Raw genomic sequence first — 17695 nt, forward strand, 5'->3', positions numbered from 1 at the left:
AGTTGCGTTGCACATCGGTACGGCACTCCTGCGCGGCGCACCGGCGCTGAAGGCTGTCCTTGTGTCCCCCGCACCTACCAACGACGCGAGGGGCCGGGGATCACGGCCGATCGGAAGATCCTTGCGGTGCCGGAACCGTGGACCTGCCGCACGCCGTCCCCATCGGCACCGGCATAGTGGGGGGCGCCTTCCGCAGCGGACTCCACTGCGGCGGGCGGGAGCTTGCTCGTTCCAGAAGTTCCCTGCTATTTCCGACAGTTCAGATCAGCAGCACCGAAGTCCCAGGGGGATCAAGAGATGCGACCCATTCGCCCGACGCTGGCAGTGGCCTCCATGGCCGCGGTGCTCGCGCTGGCCGCCACCGCGTGCGGCCCGACCGAGGACAACGCCGGCGACAAGCCGAGCGCGTCGGCCGAGCAGCCGACCGACGACAAGATCACCATTCCGGACGATCTCAGGGACCGCCTCAAGGAGCGCGGGATCGACCTGGACAAGTGGAAGAACGGCGAGTGGAAGAACTGGGACAAGGACAAGTGGCTGCGTGAGGCACAGGACTTCGTCAACCCGATCATCGAGGACCTCTGGGACCCCGACCGGATGCGTGACGCCGAACAGCCGCCCGAGAAGCCGGTCGAGAACGACATCTCCGGCGACGAGGGTGTCACCGATCCCACCCCTGCCCCGGTCGACGCCCAGGCCGTGAAGGCCCCGTACCACGCGAACGTCGCAGAGGCCGGCAAGGTCTTCTTCGACGGACCGCAGGGCTCGATGGTGTGTTCCGCGACCGTGGTGAAGGACCCCGCCAACCCCGGCAAGTCCAACATGGTGTGGACCGCCGGACACTGCGTGCACGCCGGCAAGAGCGGCGGCTGGTACCGCAACATCGCCTTCGTCCCCTCGTACAACGACGGGGCGAAGGAGACGGCGGAACTGGAGAAGGCGCCCAAGGAGGAAATCGCTCCCTACGGTGTCTGGTGGGGTGACTGGGCACAGACCTCCGACCAGTGGATCTCCCAGGGCGCCGCGACCGGCGGCCAGGGCGCTGCATACGACTTCGCCGTCATCCACGTGACCCCGGAGAAGGGCAGCACGGGCAAGTCCCTCGAGGAGACGGTCGGTGCGGCCCTGCCGGTCGACTTCAACGCCCCCGCGGTGCCGAAGATCGACAACATGACCGCCACCGGCTACCCGGCGGCTCCGCCCTACGACGGCCAGAAGCTCTTCCAGTGCGCCGACAAGCCCGGCCGGCTGTCGCTCAGGGCCGAGGAGCCGACGATGTACCGCATCGGCTGCACCATGACCGGCGGTTCGTCCGGCGGTGGCTGGGTCGCGCAGGGCCAGGACGGCAAGCCCACCCTTGTCTCGAACACGTCGATCGGTCCGGTGACGGCCGGCTGGCTGGCCGGTCCGCGCCTCGGCAAGGAGGCCGAGGGCGTCTACAAGGCGGTCAGCAAGAAGTTCGAGGGCCAGTAGGAGAATCCGGGCACGCGAGTGCCCGGGCGCAGTGACGCGGGCAGGGGTCCGGCCGTACGGCCGGGCCCTTGTTCACCTGGCGGTTCTTCATCCTCATGGAGACTCCGTGGAGTTGGGGCTCCTGCCGGGCTGATGGACCGAGCACCGGCCTAGAGTGGTGCCGCACCCCGAGGCGGCCCCGGAGGCCGCCTTTTTCCATGACACGCTCATGGCAACCAGCTCGGACGCCGCCCTGTCGGCGCGCGTCGCGGCACAGGTGCGAGCACTTCCAGCACATGTCGAAGATTCGAAGCATTCAGGGGGAATCGTTTCCATGCGATCCATACGTCCGTTGCTGGCCACGGCCGGTCTCGTCTCGGCCCTCGCGCTGACGGCGACCGCCTGCGGCCCGAGCGAGGACAACTCGGCCGACAAGCCGGCCGCATCCGCCGCCGCGGACAACGGCGGTGCCGCGCTCCCCGCGGACCTGGCCGACAAGCTCAAGGAGCAGGGTGTCGACCTGGACAAGTGGAAGAACGGCGAGTGGAAGAACTGGGACAAGGACAAGTGGCTGCGTGAGGCCAAGGACTTCGTCAACCCGGTGATCGAGGGCCTGTGGAAGCCCGAGCGGATGACGACGGCCAAGGCACCCGCCAAGACCATGGCGGCCGGTGACATCTCCGGTGACCAGGACGTGACCGACCCGGAGCCGCGCCCCGTACAGGCCGAACCCGAGAAGAAGCCGTACCACAAGAACGCCGCCCCCGTCGGCAAGGTGTTCTTCGACGCCCCCGAGGGCTCGATGGTCTGTTCCGCGACCGTCGTCAAGGACCCGAAGAACCCTGGTAAGTCCAACATGGTGTGGACCGCGGGCCATTGCGTCCACGCCGGCCAGGCAGGCGGCTGGTACCGCAACATCGCCTTCGTCCCCGCCTACAACGACCAGGGCAAGTCGCCCGCCGCGCTGGAGAACGCGCAGCCGCACGAGGTCGCTCCGTACGGCGTCTACTGGGCCGACTGGGTCGCGACCTCCGCCGGATGGATCGACGAGGGCGGCCCCACGGGCGGCACGGGCGCTCCCTACGACTACGCCGTGATGCACGTGAAGCCGGAGAAGGGCACCAAGTCCCTCGAGGAGACGGTCGGCGTCGCCCTCGACATCGACTTCGACGCCCCCGAGGCCAAGGACATCAGCGCCATGGGCGCCTGGGGTTACCCGGCCGCCCCGCCCTACGACGGCGCCCTCATGCACAAGTGTGTGGACCGGCCCGGACGGCTCTCCATCGCTCCCGGCACTCCGACGATGTGGCGGATCGGCTGCACCATGACGGGCGGTTCCTCCGGTGGTGGCTGGTTCGCGGAGCAGCCGGACGGGAAGCTCGCGCTGGTCTCCAACACCTCGATCGGCCCGGTGACTTCGGGCTGGCTGGCGGGTCCGCGGCTGGACCAGAACGCACAGCAGCTCTACGCCATGATGAGCGAGAAGTTCGCCGGCCAGTAGCTTCGGCAGGCCTCCCGCGCGGTCAGGGAGACGCCCGCAGTGCACGAAGGCCCGCCCCCGTCGGGGGCGGGCCTTCGTGTACGTCCGGGACCGGTCGTCCCGTATGTCAGGGCCGGATCAGTGCGCGGCAGGCACGAACGGAGACAGGGCCGCGGCCAGCTCCTCGTGCACCCGCGCCTTGAGCAGGGTGCCTTCCGTGGTGTGTTCCTCGGAGAGCACCTCACCGTCGGCGTGCACCCGCGAGACGAGCCCGCCCTCGGTGTAGGGCACGAGCGCCTCGATCTCGATCTGCGGCCTCGGCAGCTCGTCATCGATCAGCTGCACCAGCTCGGCCATGCCCGCGCCGGTCCGCGCCGACACCGCGATCGCATGCCGCTCGATGCGCAGCAGCCGCTGCAGCACCAGCGGATCGGCCGCGTCCGCCTTGTTGATCACCACGATCTCGGGCACGTCGACCGCACCCACGTCGCGGATCACCTCGCGCACGGCTGCCAGCTGCTCCTCCGGTGCCGGATGCGATCCGTCGACCACGTGCAGGATCAGGTCGGAGTCCCCGACCTCCTCCATCGTGGAACGGAACGCCTCGACGAGGTGGTGCGGAAGGTGCCGTACGAAACCGACCGTGTCGGCCAGGGTGTAACCCCTGCCGCTCGGCGTCTCGGCCCGTCGGACGGTCGGGTCCAGCGTGGCGAACAGTGCGTTCTCCACCAGGACACCGGCGCCCGTGAGGCGGTTGAGCAGGGACGACTTGCCGGCGTTGGTGTAACCGGCGATGGCGACGGAAGGCACGCGGTTACGGCGGCGCTCCTGACGCTTGACGTCACGTCCGGTCTTCATCTCCGCGATCTCACGGCGCATCTTCGCCATCTTCTCGCGGATCCGCCGCCGGTCCGTCTCGATCTTGGTCTCACCGGGACCACGCGTGGCCATGCCGCCACCGCCGCCGCCACCCATCTGCCGGGAGAGCGACTGGCCCCAGCCTCGGAGCCTGGGCAGCATGTACTGCATCTGCGCCAGGGCCACCTGCGCCTTACCCTCTCGGGACTTGGCGTGCTGGGCGAAGATGTCGAGGATCAGGGCGGTACGGTCGACCACCTTGACCTTGACGACGTCTTCGAGCTGGATCAGCTGGCCGGGGCTGAGCTCACCGTCGCAGACGACGGTGTCGGCACCGCACTCGAGGACGATGTCCCGCAGCTCCTGCGCCTTGCCCGAGCCGATGTACGTGGCAGGGTCCGGCTTGTCACGGCGCTGGAAGACGCCGTCGAGAACCAGCGCGCCGGCCGTCTCCGCGAGGGCCGCCAGCTCCGCGAGGGAGTTCTCGGCGTCCTGCATCGTCCCGGTGGTCCAGACACCGACCAGCACGACCCGCTCGAGTCGCAGCTGCCGGTACTCGACCTCTGTGACGTCTTCGAGCTCGGTGGAGAGGCCCGCCACACGCCGCAGCGCCGCACGCTCGGAGCGGTCGAACTGGTCGCCGTCCCGCTCGTTGTCGATCTCGTAGCTCCAGGCGACGTCCTCTTCCATCAGGGCATCGGCCCGAAGGCTCTCGGTGCGCGTCTCAGCCAAGCTCTGCTGTTCCTGGGAAGTGGATGAAGAGGAGGTCATTGGATCCTTACGTCGATGTGGGAGCCTCCCGACGGACGACCGCCGGAGTGCTCGGTTACAGATGACAACGCGTGACGGTCCCGGAAGATTCCCGTAGGATCCCGGCCCCGGCAGCGCCGCCGACCTGCCGATGGTCGCACGGGCGCAGCCGGAGCGTCACCCCGATTTAGTGACCGCGCACTCCCCCCGCCGCCTTCGCCCGGCTGTCCCCCGCTGCCTGGCTTCGCCAGTCCGGGTGCCCCGGCATCGGCGGAGTCTTCTTGCCGTACAGCCACGCCTGGAAGAACGCAGACAGGTCACGCCCCGCGACGGCCGATGCGAGCCGCGTGAAGTCCTCCGTGGTCGCGGTGGCGTCCCGGTGCTCCGTGACCCATCGGCGCTCCAGGCGCTCGAACGCGGCTGTGCCGATCTCCTGCCGCAGCGCGTACAGGACCAGCGCGCTGCCGTCGTACACGACGGGCCGGAAGAGACTCAGCTTCTGGCCCGGGGCGGGGGCGGCGGGCGCCGCGGGCGGCCCGCCGGCGGCCCGCCAGGCGTCGGAGCGCGCGTAGGCCTCATGCATCCGGGTCTCCAGCGGCATCTGGGCCTTCTCCTGCGCGTACAGCGCCTCGTACCAGCTGGCGTGTCCCTCGTTCAGCCACAGGTCCGACCAGGTGCGCGGCGTGACGCTGTTGCCGAACCACTGGTGGGCCAGTTCGTGGACCATGATCGAGTCGACGTACCACTCGGGGAAGGCGTCCGAAGTGAAGAGGGAGCGCTCGAACAGCGACAGGGTCTGCGTCTCCAGCTGGAAGCCCGTGTCCGCGTCGGCGACCAGCACGCCGTACGTCTCGAAGGGATAGCGGCCGACCTTCTCCTCCATCCACTCCAGGTGGTCCGGCGTCTTCTTCAGCCAGCGCTCCAGCTTCTCGCGGTCGGCGGTGGGCACGACGTCGCGCACGGGCAGACCGTGCGGACCCTTCCGCTCGACGACCGTCGAGCGGCCGAGTGAGACCTGTGCCAGCTCGGTGGCCATGGGGTGACCGGTGCGGTAGACCCATGAGGTCTGCTTGTCGGTCGCTGCCCTGGCGACGCGGCGCCCGTTGGCGACCACCGTGATGTCCCGCGGCGCGGTGACGCGGAAGGTGAAGTACGCCTTGTCGGAGGGATGGTCGTTCGACGGGAAGACCCGGTGCGCGGCGTCCGCCTGGTTGGCCATCACCAGGCCGTCGCCGCTACGCACCCAGCCGCCGGCGTTCTTGGGGCCGCGCGGATCACTTGTGTGAGTCACCGTGATCTGCATCCGCGACCCTTCGGGGATGGTCGCGGGCGGGTCGATGACGAGGTCCTCGCCGGCGCCGGCGAAGTCGGCCGGGGTGTCGTTCACCATGACCGAGCGGACCTCGCCGTGGGTGAAGTCGAGGTTGACGCGGTCGAGCCTCCGGGTCGACCAGGCGTCGATCTTCGTGACGGCGTCGAGGGGCTTGTCGTTACGGCCCTCGTAGGTGAGGGAGATGTCGTACTCGAGCACGTCGTAGCCGGGGTTGCCCAGCTCGGGGAACAGCCGGTCCCCGATGCCGAGCGGTTCCGGCGACGGCAGGGTGGCGGCGACGAGGGTGGCCGAGGCGGCGGCCAGCAGGGCGGCACGCAGACGGCGCCGGGAGGTGTGCAGCATGCCCTACCGCTACCAGCGCCCTCCGCACGGACCGTGGCGGCACGCTACACACGGTGACGTGCCCACCCGAACGGGGTCAGGCGGTGGCCGCCGGATGCTGGGTCCGGCTGACGTCGTACACGCCCGGCACGTCCCGCATCGCCCGCATGAGGGCCGGAAGTCCGGCCGCGTCGGGGAGTTGGAGTGTGTACGTGTGCCTTACCCGCTGCTGCGTCGGCGGCTCCACCGTGGCCGAGACGATCGCGGCCCCCTCTCCCGCGATGACTTCCGTGAGGTCCGCGAGGAGGCGGGGACGGCCGAAGGACTCGGCGACCAACGTGACCCGGCACTCGGCCGCGTCACCCCAGCGCACCGGCACCGGCTCGCGCCCCACGTCGGTCATCCGCGCCACGGCGGGGCACTCCTGCCGGTGAACGGTCACGGCTCCGCCGCGCACGGGGAAGCCGGTGACCGCGTCCGGCGGCACCGGTGTGCAGCAGCCGGCCAGCCGGACCGTCGCCTCGGGGAGGTCCACCACGGCGTTCACTGAGGTCGGCCGGCCGGCGGGCAGCGGGGCGGGCCGGCGGGGAACGGTGGAGGGCGCCGCGGCCCGCTGCGGATGCGCGTCGAGCCAGCTGGTGATGGCGATGCGGGCGGCAGGGGTGCGGGCGTGGTCGAGCCACTGCGGCGAGGGGCCGGAGGCGCTGTCCTGCGCCAGCAGGACATGCACGGTGTCACCGTCGCCGAGGACCGTGCTGAGTGTCGCCAGCCGGCCGTTGACGCGCGCTCCGATGCAGGTGTGCGCCTTCTCGCCGTACTGCGCGTAGGCGGCGTCCACGCAGCTCGCGCCCGCCGGCAGCCCGAGGGCCCGGCCGTCGGCGCCGAAGACGGTGATCTCCCTGTCCTGCGCCAGATCGGCGCGAAGGGAGGTCCAGAAGGTGTCCGGGTCCGGGGTGGACTCCTGCCACTCCAGCAACCGGGAGAGCCAGCCCGGCCTGGTGGGGTCGGCCCGCTCGCCGTCCGCCGGCTCGGCCCCCTCCACAGGTACGTACGGGTTGCCCAGTGCGACCACACCGGCCTCCGCCACCTTGTGCATCTGATGCGTGCGGATGAGGACTTCGGCGACCGCGCCGTCGGGACCCGCGACGGCGGTGTGCAGGGACTGGTACAGGTTGAACTTGGGGGCCGCGATGAAGTCCTTGAACTCGGAGATCACCGGTGTGAAGCAGGTGTGCAGTTCACCGAGGACGGCGTAGCAGTCGGCGTCCTCCCCGACGAGGATCAGAAGTCGGCCGAAATCCGTGCTGCGCAGTTGCGACCGCTTCAGGCAGACCCGGTGGACGGACACGAAGTGCCTCGGTCTGATGAGCACTTCGGCGCTGATGCCGGCCTCGCGCAACGCGGCACGGAAGTCGTCCGCGATGGCGGCGAGCGCGGTGCACGCGGTGGAGTTCTCCGCGATGAGCGCCCGGGTCCGCTCGTACTCCTCGGGGTGCAGGATCGCGAAGACCAGGTCTTCCAGTTCTGTCTTGAGGGCCTGCACACCGAGCCGTTCGGCGAGCGGGATCAGCACGTCGCGGGTGACCTTGGCGATGCGTGCCTGTTTCTCCGGCCGCATCACCCCGAGAGTGCGCATGTTGTGCAGCCGGTCGGCGAGTTTGATCGACATCACCCGGACGTCGTTGCCCGTCGCGACGAGCATCTTGCGAAAGGTCTCCGGCTCGGCCGCGGCGCCGTAGTCGACCTTCTCCAGTTTGGTGACGCCGTCGACGAGATAACCGACCTCGGCGCCGAACTCGGATCTCACCTGATCGAGTGTCACCTCGGTGTCCTCGACGGTGTCGTGGAGCAGGGAAGCGGTCAGCGTCGTTGTCTCCGCGCCCAGTTCGGCCAGGATCAACGTCACGGCGAGCGGGTGGGTGATGTAGGGCTCGCCGCTCTTGCGGAACTGCCCGCGGTGGGACGACTCCGCCAGTACGTACGCCTTGTGCAGTGTGGCGAGGTCGGCGTCGGGGTAGTGGGCCCGGTGCGCGTCCACGACATGGCCGATCGCGTCGGGGAGCCGGTCGCGACCGGTGGGTCCCAGCAGAGCGGCGCGGCCCAGCCTGCGCAGGTCGATCCTGGCACGGCCGCGCCTGCGGCTGTGGGCACCTGGGTTGGTGGCCTCTGCGCTCATGGGCACCTCCGGCAGCTTCGACCGGCGGTACGGAGAACTGGCATGCCTCCGGGCCGGTGCTTGATGCTACCGAGCCCACCACGTGGCGCAGTCCAGCTCTCGCCCAGCGTGAAACGGATCACCCATTCGAGCGAAGCCCTAGGCGGTCACGGTTTCGAGGAAGTCGGGGTCGATCACACCCTCGGCCACGATCACCGCGGCGCCGGTCATCTCGACCTCCCCGTCGGGCCGCTCGGTGATACGGAGCCGGCCGCCGGGCAGATCCACCGTGTACGTGACGGGAACGCCGGTGGCTGCCGGGTCCAGACCGTCGCGGCGCGCGGTGGCAACCGCGACGGCGCACGCGCCGGTGCCGCACGAGCGGGTCTCACCGGAGCCGCGCTCGTGGACGCGCATCGCCACATGACGCTCACCGCGGTCGACGACGAACTCCACGTTGACCCCGTCGGGGTAGACCGACGCCGGGGTGAACGGAGGCACTGCCAGCAGATCGCCCGCGTGGTCCAGCTCCTCGACGAAGGCGACCGCGTGCGGGTTGCCCATGTTCACGTTCCTCGCCGGCCAGCTGCGACCGCCGACGGACACGGTGACGCCGTCCTCGGGCAGCACGGCCCGGCCCATGGAGACCGTGATGTCGCCGCCGCCGCTCCCGGACACCGCCTTGGCGAGGTGGACCTTCTTGATCCCGCCGCGGGTCGCGACGGCGACGTCCCCGGCGTCGATGTGGCCCGCGTACTGGAGATACCGGGCGAAGACCCGGACGCCGTTGCCGCACATCTCGGCGATGGAGCCGTCCGCGTTGCGGTAGTCCATGAACCACTCGGCCTGGCCGGCCATGTGCCGGGCCTCCGTGTGGGCCGCCGAGCGCACCACGCGCAGCAGCCCGTCACCGCCGATGCCGGCCCGGCGGTCGCACAGCCGGGCGACGGCGGACGCGGGCAGATCCACGGTGTTGTCGGGGTCGGGGACGATCACGAAGTCGTTCTCGGTCCCGTGGCCCTTGAGGAAGGGGAGGGGCGACGTCTGCGAGGTGCTCACGTGCTCCATCGTACGAGGACGGTCCGACAGCGGCCGGAGCCGGTCACCTCAGTCGTGCCACACGCCACACGGCGAGTGCGACGAGCACCGCGGCGACGCCCACGTACAAAGCGATCACACGCCAGTCGGGGCGCTCGCCCGAACCGCGCGACGGCAGGCCGGGCCAGGTGTGGCCGACACGGCGCGCCGCCATCACACCCCAGCCGGCGGCACAGCAGCTGAGCAGCAGCCCGAGCATGGCCACGACCGCTCCGCCGTCGCCCGTACCAAAAGCGAGCGGGAAGGCGAACATCAGCGAGCCGACGGCGGCGAGGACGACGATGGGTGCGAGCTGCCAGATCCTGAGCCGCCGCTGCGGACGCAGCTCGACCTCGACCTCGTCGGCGAGCACATCCTGCTCGTCGGGCCCGTCCGGGCTGAGACCGGACGCGCCGTCCGCCGCATCCCGTCGTTGCTGTTCCGTGTCGCGAGGGCCGGCCTCCATCGCCACGCGCCCTCCCAACTCGGACTCAACTGTCGATCGATGCTCGATGATGGCACGCTCCCAGGGGCCGGAATGACGGCCGGAGCGTCCCGATGCCATCACGTGATCAGGCTGTGACCGCTCGTTCGATCAACGCCAGCGCGCGCTGCGGAAGTTCCGTCCTGTCGGCGGCGGCGCCGCTCAGCCAGTGCACCCTCGGGTCGCGCCGGAACCACGAGTCCTGGCGGCGCGCGAAGCGCTTGGTGGCGCGCACGGTCTCGTCGCGCGCCTCCTGTTCGGTGCACTCTCCGGCGAGAGCCGTCAGGACCTGCTGGTAGCCGAGCGCCCGCGAGGCCGTGCGGCCCTCCCTCAGTCCCTGCGCCTCGAGCGCGCGCACCTCGTCGACGAGACCCGCCTCCCACATGCGGTCCACACGCACGGCGATGCGCTCGTCGAGCTCGGGCCGTGCGACGTCGACGCCGATCTGGACGGTGTCGTAGACGGCGTCGTGGCCGGGCAGGTTGGCCGTGAAGGGCTTGCCCGTGATCTCGATGACCTCGAGGGCCCTGACGATCCGGCGGCCGTTGCTCGGGAGGATCGCCCGGCCCGCCCCCGGGTCGGCCGCGGCCAGCCTGGCGTGCAGGGCGCCGGGTCCGCGCACCGTCAGCTCCTCCTCCAGGCGCGCCCGCACCGTCGGGTCGGTACCGGGGAACTCGAGGGCGTCGATCGCACCGCGCACATACAGCCCGGACCCTCCGACGAGTACCGGGGTGCGGCCCTCGGCGAGCAGCCGGTCGATCTCCGCCCTCGCCAGCGTCTGGTACTCGGCGACGCTCGCCGTCCGGGTGACGTCCCAGATGTCGAGGAGCCGGTGCGGCACTCCGCCCTGTTCTTCGGGCGTCAGCTTGGCGGTGCCGATGTCCATCCCCCGATAGAGCTGCATGGAATCCGCGTTGACGACCTCGCCGTTCAGTTGCCGGGCGAGGAACACCCCCAGATCGGACTTTCCGGCTGCGGTGGGACCGACGACGGCGATGACCCGCGGGGCGGGAGCTGCACTTCTCACCGCCCCAGTCTCGCAAACCTGGTGCGTGTCCCCGAACGAGCGAGGTGACGGCGGCGACTCGGGGTCGTTGCCTGTTGCGAGGTTCCCAACGCCGGTTTCCGGACCGGCGCCCGCGCGTGACGCAAGACGGCGCTCCGGGCGGCGCAGAACTTCGCCCGCACGAGTAGGGTATGGAGTAGATATGGGTGTTTTCTCATGGTTTCGCGGTAAGCCTGCAGCTGCCGTGGAGGCGTCGGCACCGGAGGCAGTCGTCGGAGCTCCCGCCGAGGAGTCCGTGGAGTCCGGCCGGTCCGAGGTGAGCGACGGCACGGCCGAGGCCCCGGCTGTGGCGGAGCCGGCGGAAGAGGCGGCTCCGGCCGCCGGCGCCGTCGAGGCCACCGGATCCACCGATACCGCCGGATCCACCGATACCGCCGCCGAAACCGCGGTACCTCCCCGCGACGGAGGCACCGCGGCCGGGGCAGTGGAGATCCCGAGGCAGCAATCGGCCGGGGAAGCGGCGGACAGCGAGGCCGGCGAAGGCGCCCGCACGTAGCAGCCGCGACGAGGGAAGGTGCCCCATGGGCTTCCTGGACAACCTGAAGACCAAGCTCGGCCCCGCGAAGGACAAGGTCTCCGGCCTTGCCCAGCAGCACGAGGGCAGGATCGGGCAGACGCTGGAGAAAGCTGCCAAGAAGGTCGACGACAAGACCAAGGGCAAGTACAGCAACAAGATCGAGTCGGGTACCGGGAAGGCGAAGCAGGCCCTCGGCCGCATCGCGCACAAGGACGACCGCGGGACGACACCGCCGGCCGCCTGAAGTTCACCGGACCGGTTCGGCGGAGGGCGGCGGTTGGGCACAGGCTCCACCGCCGCCTTCCCGCGTCCGGAGTTCTCTTCCCGGTGAGCCCCCGGCTCCAGGTGCTCTCGTTGGATCATGCCGGGCTCGCTGGCCCTGGCACTCACTCCCCCGTAGCCCTCCGGGAACGGGGAGGTGCCCCTAGGCCTGGGACCACGCCGCGACGAAGTAGCCGACACCGTACGGATCACTCTCGTGGAGCAGCCGGCCCGTGAGCCCCGCGCCCTGTGCGGCTCCGGCGAGGACCTGCCACGGCGCGCGGCCCGACACCTTGAGCTCGCGGGCCAGCGACTCGTCGAGCTCTCTGAGCCCTTCGATGTCGGCCGCGCCGAGCGCGTCGGCGGCCCGCCGGTCGAAGTCCGCGGCCCTCTCGTCGAGGTAGCCGGGCGCCTTCAGCGTGCGGCAGGCGCTGCCGTCGCCCATCACGAGAAGCGCGACCCGCCCGGCGCGCGCGGCGAGTTCTTTTCCGGCCGTCATGCACCGGTGCCCGTCGAGGGGTTCGCCGACACCGAGGCCTTCGACCGGAGCGGCCGTCCAGCCGTCGCGGGCGAGAAGCCAGGCGCCGACGGACAGCGAAGGCGGCAGTGTCCGTTCCTGCCGGGGGCCGTCGCCGAGCCGGACGTCGAGTTCCACGCCGAACTCCCGGAAGGAGCCGGTGGCGCCTGCGGCGTGCGGTCCGCGCCGATCGTGCGCCGCGGGTCCGACCACGATCAGCAGGTCCGGTTCCGCGGCGGCGAGAACGGCCACGGCGTCGGCGCACGCGGCGCGCGTCGCGTCCAGTTCGGGCGCGGCCCCGGAGGCGACCTCGGGGACGAGGAGCGGCGGGCACGGACACACGGCAGCGGCTACGAGCATGATCCGCAGCCTAGTCGGCGTGGTGGGCGAGGCGGGCACCTGCCGGGCCCGGGCGGCCGGCCCCGTCCCGGCCGCCGTCCGGCGGGGCCGTGGCCGACCGGGGCGGCGTCGTCAGCCCGCCGCACAACCGCCCGTCACCGGCGGCAGCGGCGCGGGGACGCCCAGCGAGGGCAGCCCCAGCATCACACCGGCCGGCTTCGCGGTCTCGGACCCGTTGCGCTTCTCCCACGCGTCTCCCGCGCGGGTGCGGCGCACTGATGTCACCGCGCCCTCCGCCAGGAGGTGGTGCGGGGCGGCGTAGGTGATCTCGACGGTGACCACGTCGCCGGGGCGCACTTCGGCGTCCGGCTTGGTGAAGTGGACGAGGCGGTTGTCGGGGGCCCTGCCGGAGAGGCGGTGGGTGGCCCCGTCCTTGCGGCCCTCGCCTTCGGCGACCATCACCTCGAGTGTGCGGCCGACCTGCTTCTTGTTCTCGTCCCAGGAGATCTCCTCCTGGAGGGCGACCAGACGCACGTACCGCTCCTGGACGACCTCCTTGGGGATCTGCCCCTCCATGGTCGCCGCCGGGGTCCCGGGGCGCTTGGAGTACTGGAAGGTGAAGGCGTTCGCGAAGCGGGCCTCGCGCACGGTGTGCAGGGTCTGCTCGAAGTCCTCCTCGGTCTCGCCCGGGAAGCCCACGATGATGTCGGTGGAGATGGCGGCGTGCGGAATGGCCGCGCGCACCTTCTCGATGATCCCGAGGAAGCGCTCCTGCCGGTACGAGCGGCGCATCGCCTTGAGGATCGTGTCCGATCCCGACTGCAGCGGCATGTGGAGCTGCGGCATGACGTTCGGCGTCTCGGCCATGGCGGCGATCACGTCGTCCGTGAAGTCGCGCGGATGGGGCGAGGTGAACCGGACCCGCTCGAGGCCCTCGATGTTCCCGCAGGCACGCAGCAGCTTGCTGAAGGCCTCGCGGTCGCCGATGTCGGACCCGTACGCGTTGACGTTCTGGCCGAGCAGGGTGATCTCGCTGACACCTTCTGAGACGAGTGCCTCGATCTCGGCGAGGATGTCGCCGGGCCGGCGGTCCTTCTCCTTGCCGCGCAGCGCGGGCACGATGCAGAAGGTGCAGGTGTTGTTGCAGCCCACGGAGATCGAGACCCACGCCGCGTACGCCGACTCACGGCGCGTCGGCAGCGTCGAGGGGAACGCCTCGAGCGATTCCGCGATCTCGACCTGCGCCTCTTCCTGGACACGGGCGCGCTCGAGGAGCACCGGAAGCTTTCCGATGTTGTGCGTACCGAAGACGACATCGACCCACGGCGCCTTGGTGACGATGGTGTCGCGGTCCTTCTGCGCCAGGCAGCCACCGACGGCGATCTGCATCCCGGGGCGCCGCGACTTCATCGGGGCGAGCCGGCCGAGATTGCCGTAGAGCTTGTTGTCCGCGTTCTCCCGCACCGCGCAGGTGTTGAAGACGACGACATCGGCGTCACCGTCGGCGCCTTCGGGCGCGCGTACGTATCCCGCGTCCTCCAGCAGGCCCGACAGCCGCTCGGAGTCGTGGACGTTCATCTGGCACCCGTAGGTGCGCACCTCGTAAGTTTTCGCACTCATCGCGCCAACCAGGGTACGGGGTCGCACCGACAGTGCGACCCCTCCTCCGGCAAGGCCGGGCCTGGCCATCACAAGGAGTGAGCTGGCAGGATCGCGCCATGCTCCCGGCACTTCCCGTCCTCTCCCGCCTCGGCCGCCGCCGCGCCCTTCAAGGCGCCGCCGCGGCCCTGGTGGTCCTCGGGCTGCTGCTGTGGTGGCTGCTGCCGCTCGGCCAGTCGTCGCCGAGCGGGAAGCTGACACTGAGCACGGGGTCGCACAGCGGTGTCTACCAACGCTACGGCGTGCTGCTGAAGGACGCGCTGGCCCGCGACATGCCGGACGTGGCGATAGACCTGCGGACCAGCGAAGGGTCCCAGCAGAACCTCGAGCGGGTGGCGTCCGGGGAGGCCGACTTCACCATCGCCACCGCCGACGCCGTCGCGAAGTACAAGCGGGAAGGGCTGCCGGGCGCCACCCGGCTGCGGGGCTGCGCCCGGCTGTACGACGACTACGTCCAGCTCGTCGTGCCCCGGGACTCCAACGTCAAGTCGGTGGCCGACCTGCGCGGCAAGGTGGTCGGCGTCGGACAGGACGGCTCGGGCATCCGGCTGGTCGCCGACCGGCTGATGAAGGCCGCCGGGATCGATCCCGCACAGGACATCACCGCACTCCCCTCGGGCATCGACGTGGCCCCGGGCCAGTTGGAGAAGGGCCGCATCGACGCGTTCTTCTGGTCCGGCGGACTGCCCACCAACACGGTGCAGCAACTGTCGGAGCGCTTCCCGGTCCGGCTGGTCGCCCTGGAGCCGGAACTGGTCGCGAAACTCCACGCGTCGGGCGATCCGACCAGCTACTACCGCTCCGCAGTGATGCCGGCCGACGCCTACCCGCAGGCCCAGGGCGGACTTCCCGTCGAGACCGTCGCGGTGGCCAACCTGCTGGTCACCACCGACCGGATGAGCTCGGCCCAGACGGAGGGCTTCACCCGCACGGTGATCAGGAGCCGGGACCGCATCGGCAACACCGTGCACCCCGCCCAGCTGGTCGACCTGCGGACGGCCGTCTACACGGACCCGCTGCCGCTGCACGAAGGCGCGCGGCGCTACTACCGCTCGGTCAAGCCGTAACGGCGGCGCCGGGAACCCGCCCGCTTCCAGCAGTTCCGACCGGTGGTCCCACGCCCGCTTCCAGCAGTTCGACCGGTGGTCTCAGGCGTCCTTCGCATGGGTTCGCGGCAGCGTGAGCGTCACCTTCAGACCGTGGGGCTCGTGGTGCGCGTACGCGATGGACCCGCCGCCCGCCGCCAGCAACGCCCTCGAGATGGACAGGCCGAGGCCGGAACCCTTCACGTTCTGGTGACGGCCGCTGCGCCAGAAGCGGTCCCCGATCCGGGAGAGCTCCTCGTCGGTCAGGCCCGGGCCGCGGTCGGCGATCAGGATGGTCGAGGTGCCGCCCTGCGCCGCGACCTCGACGGTGACCTCCTCGCCCTGCGAGGTGAACTTCAGGGCGTTGTCGATCACCGCGTCCAGTGCGCTGGAGAGCGCCACCGGGTCCGCCCAGGCGGTGACCGCGGCGGTCTCGTACGACAGCACCACCCGCTTCTCGTCGGCCAGTGGCCGCCAGGCCGCCACCCGCTCGGCCGTCAGCTCGCCGATGTCGGTGAGCTGGAGCTCCGCGGAGGCGTGCTCGGCGAGCGCGAGGTCCAGCAGGTCGTCGAGGACCTGGGCAAGGCGTTTGCCCTCGGTGCGGACGGAGGCGATCTCGGCATTCCCCTCGGGAAGTTCGAGGGCGAGCAGTTCGATGCGCAGCAGGAGGGCGGCGAGCGGGTTGCGCAGCTGGTGCGAGGCGTCCGCGACGAAGGCCCGCTGCTGTTCGAGGACTTCCTCGACGTTGTCGGCCATCTCGTTGAACGAGCGCGCCAGCCGTCTGAGTTCCGGCGGCCCCCCGGCGGCAGCGACCCGCGAGTTCATCCGGCCGGTCGCGATGTCGTGGGTGGCGGCGTCCAGGATCCGTACGGGCCGCAGTACCCACCCGGTCAGCCGGAAGGCCGCGCCGACGGCGACGAGCATCGCGGCGGCCTCTCCGGCGACGATCAGCAGCCAGCCGCGCAGGACCCGCGACCGGAGCTGGTCGGTGGGCGAGTCGGTGAACACGACGGCGACGACGTCCCCGTCCCGTACGACGGGCGAGGCGACGACGAGCCGTTCCCCGCGCTGCCAGGGCCACACCTGCGGCGGGTCGTCGCTGCGCCGGCCGGTGAGCGCCTCCTGGAACGCCTCGCGGCCCTCCCCCTCGCCCGGCACGTACCAGTCGTGAGGGGCGCGGGCCATGGAGTCGCCGCTGCGGTAGAAGACGCCCGCCTTGATCCCGTACGTGTCGTGGTACCGGTCGAGCTGCTCCTGCAGCGTGGAGCGGCGCTCGTCCGGGGTGGAGCCCTGATCGGTGACGAACTGGGCCAGCGCCGCGAAGCGCACGGTGTCGTCGATCCGGTCGACGACGACGCCCTGCTGCTGCGCGGCCGCGACGCTCACCGCGAGCGGAAAGCCGAGCGCCAGCAGCACACCGGCCATGAGCACGATGAGGAGCGGAAGAAGTCGGGTACGCACCGGGGCGAGGGACCTTACGCCCCGGCGGGCGCGACGAGCCGGTAGCCGACACCCCGCACGGTCTCGATCAGGGCCGGCATCCGGAGCTTCGAGCGCAGCGACGCCACATGCACCTCGAGCGTGCGGCCGGTGCCCTCCCAGCTGGTCCGCCACACCTCGCTGATGATCTGCTCACGCCGGAAGACCACTCCCGGGCGCTGGGCGAGCAGCGCCAGCAGGTCGAACTCCTTGCGCGTGAGCTGCACGTCCGCCCCGTCGACACTGACCCTGCGGGTGGGCAGCTCGATGGTGACCGGCCCGAGCCGCAGCGCCTCGTCGGAGGCGGGCGCACCGGTGTCGTCACCGGCGGTGGTGCGCCGGCTGACCGCGTGGATCCGGGCGAGCAACTCCCCCGTGTCGTACGGCTTGACCACGTAGTCGTCGGCGCCGAGGTTGAGTCCGTGGATCCGGGAGCGGACGTCCGAGCGCGCGGTCACCATGATCACGGGCGTGGACGTGAGCTTCCTGAGCTTGCCGCACACCTGGTAGCCGTCCTGATCGGGCAGGCCGAGGTCCAGGAGGACGACGCCGAAGGGCGGCTTGTCCGGGGCGGTGGCGGGCAGGACGGCGCGGAGGGCTTCCTCGCCGTTGCGGGCGTGGACCACCTCGAAGCCGTGCCTCGCGAGCACCGCCGACAGGGCGGCGGCGACATGGTCGTCGTCCTCGACGAGCAGCAGTCTCATGGCCCCCCTCCGGTCGTGTGGTGTTCGTGGCGCGGTCGTGTGGTGTTGGTCGTGCGGTGTTGTACGAATGGTTCGCGACACACCACAGGGCATCAACGCGGATGTCACGGCGCACAGTCAAGAGGCTTCCGGGTGCCGAACGGTTCCGTTATCCACCC

15 protein-coding genes are annotated in these 17695 nt (G+C 70.7%); 5 read left to right on the plus strand and 10 right to left on the minus strand.

Going from position 1 to position 17695, the window contains the following annotated elements; translation table 11 throughout:
- The first annotated feature begins 297 nt into the window (after positions 1 to 297).
- Together ACTMTU_RS30625 and ACTMTU_RS30630 are read left to right on the plus strand one after the other, a co-directional pair.
- Complete coding sequence (locus ACTMTU_RS30625; protein ID WP_441266674.1) at positions 298 to 1473, plus strand: trypsin-like serine peptidase; 1176 nt, start codon at positions 298 to 300, stop codon at positions 1471 to 1473.
- 313 nt (positions 1474 to 1786) lie between these two features.
- Positions 1787 to 2953 (plus strand): trypsin-like serine peptidase, encoded by a 1167-nt coding sequence (locus tag ACTMTU_RS30630; protein WP_441266675.1) that lies wholly within the window; start codon positions 1787 to 1789, stop codon positions 2951 to 2953.
- Positions 2954 to 3070: 117 nt separating this feature from the next.
- Here ACTMTU_RS30630 and hflX read toward each other — a convergent pair whose 3' ends face one another.
- The 6 genes from hflX to miaA all read right to left on the minus strand — a co-directional run bounded on the left by hflX (position 3071) and on the right by miaA (position 10937).
- Positions 3071 to 4561 (minus strand): GTPase HflX, encoded by a 1491-nt coding sequence (gene hflX / locus ACTMTU_RS30635; RefSeq protein WP_441266676.1) that lies wholly within the window; start codon positions 4559 to 4561, stop codon positions 3071 to 3073.
- 166 nt (positions 4562 to 4727) lie between these two features.
- On the minus strand, positions 4728 to 6215 hold the full coding sequence (locus tag ACTMTU_RS30640; protein WP_441266677.1) for a M1 family metallopeptidase: 1488 nt from the start codon (positions 6213 to 6215) through the stop codon (positions 4728 to 4730).
- Between the two features lie 76 nt (positions 6216 to 6291).
- Positions 6292 to 8370, minus strand: a complete 2079-nt coding sequence (locus ACTMTU_RS30645) for a RelA/SpoT family protein (RefSeq protein ID WP_441266678.1) — start codon at positions 8368 to 8370, stop codon at positions 6292 to 6294.
- Between the two features lie 138 nt (positions 8371 to 8508).
- The gene (gene dapF, locus ACTMTU_RS30650) at positions 8509 to 9417 is read right to left on the minus strand and encodes a diaminopimelate epimerase (protein WP_441266679.1); all 909 of its coding nucleotides are present in this window, start codon (positions 9415 to 9417) and stop codon (positions 8509 to 8511) included.
- A 34-nt stretch (positions 9418 to 9451) separates the two neighbouring features.
- Entirely contained in the window at positions 9452 to 9892 is a 441-nt protein-coding gene (locus ACTMTU_RS30655; protein WP_307710509.1) for a hypothetical protein, read from the minus strand.
- Positions 9893 to 9998: 106 nt separating this feature from the next.
- On the minus strand, positions 9999 to 10937 hold the full coding sequence (miaA, locus tag ACTMTU_RS30660; protein WP_441266680.1) for a tRNA (adenosine(37)-N6)-dimethylallyltransferase MiaA: 939 nt from the start codon (positions 10935 to 10937) through the stop codon (positions 9999 to 10001).
- 223 nt (positions 10938 to 11160) lie between these two features.
- On the opposite strand from miaA, the gene ACTMTU_RS30665 reads away from it, so the two are divergent.
- Together ACTMTU_RS30665 and ACTMTU_RS30670 are read left to right on the plus strand one after the other, a co-directional pair.
- Positions 11161 to 11472 (plus strand): hypothetical protein, encoded by a 312-nt coding sequence (locus ACTMTU_RS30665; RefSeq protein ID WP_441266681.1) that lies wholly within the window; start codon positions 11161 to 11163, stop codon positions 11470 to 11472.
- Between the two features lie 25 nt (positions 11473 to 11497).
- On the plus strand, positions 11498 to 11737 hold the full coding sequence (locus tag ACTMTU_RS30670; protein WP_441266682.1) for an antitoxin: 240 nt from the start codon (positions 11498 to 11500) through the stop codon (positions 11735 to 11737).
- Positions 11738 to 11917: 180 nt separating this feature from the next.
- Here ACTMTU_RS30670 and ACTMTU_RS30675 read toward each other — a convergent pair whose 3' ends face one another.
- Both ACTMTU_RS30675 and miaB read right to left on the minus strand, forming a co-directional pair.
- Positions 11918 to 12631, minus strand: a complete 714-nt coding sequence (locus tag ACTMTU_RS30675) for a class III extradiol dioxygenase subunit B-like domain-containing protein (RefSeq protein ID WP_441266683.1) — start codon at positions 12629 to 12631, stop codon at positions 11918 to 11920.
- A gap of 111 nt (positions 12632 to 12742) precedes the next feature.
- Positions 12743 to 14230 carry a tRNA (N6-isopentenyl adenosine(37)-C2)-methylthiotransferase MiaB gene (miaB, locus tag ACTMTU_RS30680; protein WP_441266684.1) on the minus strand — a complete coding sequence of 496 codons (1488 nt, stop codon included), beginning with the start codon at positions 14228 to 14230 and terminating at the stop codon, positions 12743 to 12745.
- A gap of 98 nt (positions 14231 to 14328) precedes the next feature.
- Here miaB and ACTMTU_RS30685 point away from each other — a divergent pair, with 98 nt between their 5' ends.
- On the plus strand, positions 14329 to 15336 hold the full coding sequence (locus tag ACTMTU_RS30685; RefSeq protein WP_441266685.1) for a TAXI family TRAP transporter solute-binding subunit: 1008 nt from the start codon (positions 14329 to 14331) through the stop codon (positions 15334 to 15336).
- Positions 15337 to 15417: 81 nt separating this feature from the next.
- Here the strand turns inward: ACTMTU_RS30685 and ACTMTU_RS30690 are convergent, their stop codons facing one another.
- The gene (locus ACTMTU_RS30690; RefSeq protein WP_441266686.1) at positions 15418 to 16815 is read right to left on the minus strand and encodes a sensor histidine kinase; all 1398 of its coding nucleotides are present in this window, start codon (positions 16813 to 16815) and stop codon (positions 15418 to 15420) included.
- A gap of 14 nt (positions 16816 to 16829) precedes the next feature.
- Positions 16830 to 17537 carry a response regulator transcription factor gene (locus ACTMTU_RS30695; protein ID WP_441266687.1) on the minus strand — a complete coding sequence of 236 codons (708 nt, stop codon included), beginning with the start codon at positions 17535 to 17537 and terminating at the stop codon, positions 16830 to 16832.
- Positions 17538 to 17695 lie beyond the last annotated feature (158 nt).

Source organism: Streptomyces sp. OZ13, from assembly GCF_052068155.1.
Taxonomy (GTDB): domain Bacteria; phylum Actinomycetota; class Actinomycetes; order Streptomycetales; family Streptomycetaceae; genus Streptomyces.

Excerpts from the sequence above, each read along its gene's own strand:
- ACTMTU_RS30625 (WP_441266674.1), top strand. The coding sequence starts at position 298 with ATGCGACCCATTCGCCCGACGCTGGCAGTGGCCTCCATGGCCGCGGTG.
- ACTMTU_RS30630 (WP_441266675.1), top strand. The coding sequence starts at position 1,787 with ATGCGATCCATACGTCCGTTGCTGGCCACGGCCGGTCTCGTCTCGGCC.
- hflX (WP_441266676.1), bottom strand. The coding sequence starts at position 4,561 with ATGACCTCCTCTTCATCCACTTCCCAGGAACAGCAGAGCTTGGCTGAG.
- ACTMTU_RS30640 (WP_441266677.1), bottom strand. The coding sequence starts at position 6,215 with ATGCTGCACACCTCCCGGCGCCGTCTGCGTGCCGCCCTGCTGGCCGCC.
- ACTMTU_RS30645 (WP_441266678.1), bottom strand. The coding sequence starts at position 8,370 with ATGAGCGCAGAGGCCACCAACCCAGGTGCCCACAGCCGCAGGCGCGGC.
- dapF (WP_441266679.1), bottom strand. The coding sequence starts at position 9,417 with ATGGAGCACGTGAGCACCTCGCAGACGTCGCCCCTCCCCTTCCTCAAG.
- ACTMTU_RS30655 (WP_307710509.1), bottom strand. The coding sequence starts at position 9,892 with ATGGAGGCCGGCCCTCGCGACACGGAACAGCAACGACGGGATGCGGCG.
- ACTMTU_RS30670 (WP_441266682.1), top strand. The coding sequence starts at position 11,498 with ATGGGCTTCCTGGACAACCTGAAGACCAAGCTCGGCCCCGCGAAGGAC.
- ACTMTU_RS30675 (WP_441266683.1), bottom strand. The coding sequence starts at position 12,631 with ATGCTCGTAGCCGCTGCCGTGTGTCCGTGCCCGCCGCTCCTCGTCCCC.
- miaB (WP_441266684.1), bottom strand. The coding sequence starts at position 14,230 with ATGAGTGCGAAAACTTACGAGGTGCGCACCTACGGGTGCCAGATGAAC.
- ACTMTU_RS30685 (WP_441266685.1), top strand. The coding sequence starts at position 14,329 with ATGCTCCCGGCACTTCCCGTCCTCTCCCGCCTCGGCCGCCGCCGCGCC.
- ACTMTU_RS30695 (WP_441266687.1), bottom strand. The coding sequence starts at position 17,537 with ATGAGACTGCTGCTCGTCGAGGACGACGACCATGTCGCCGCCGCCCTG.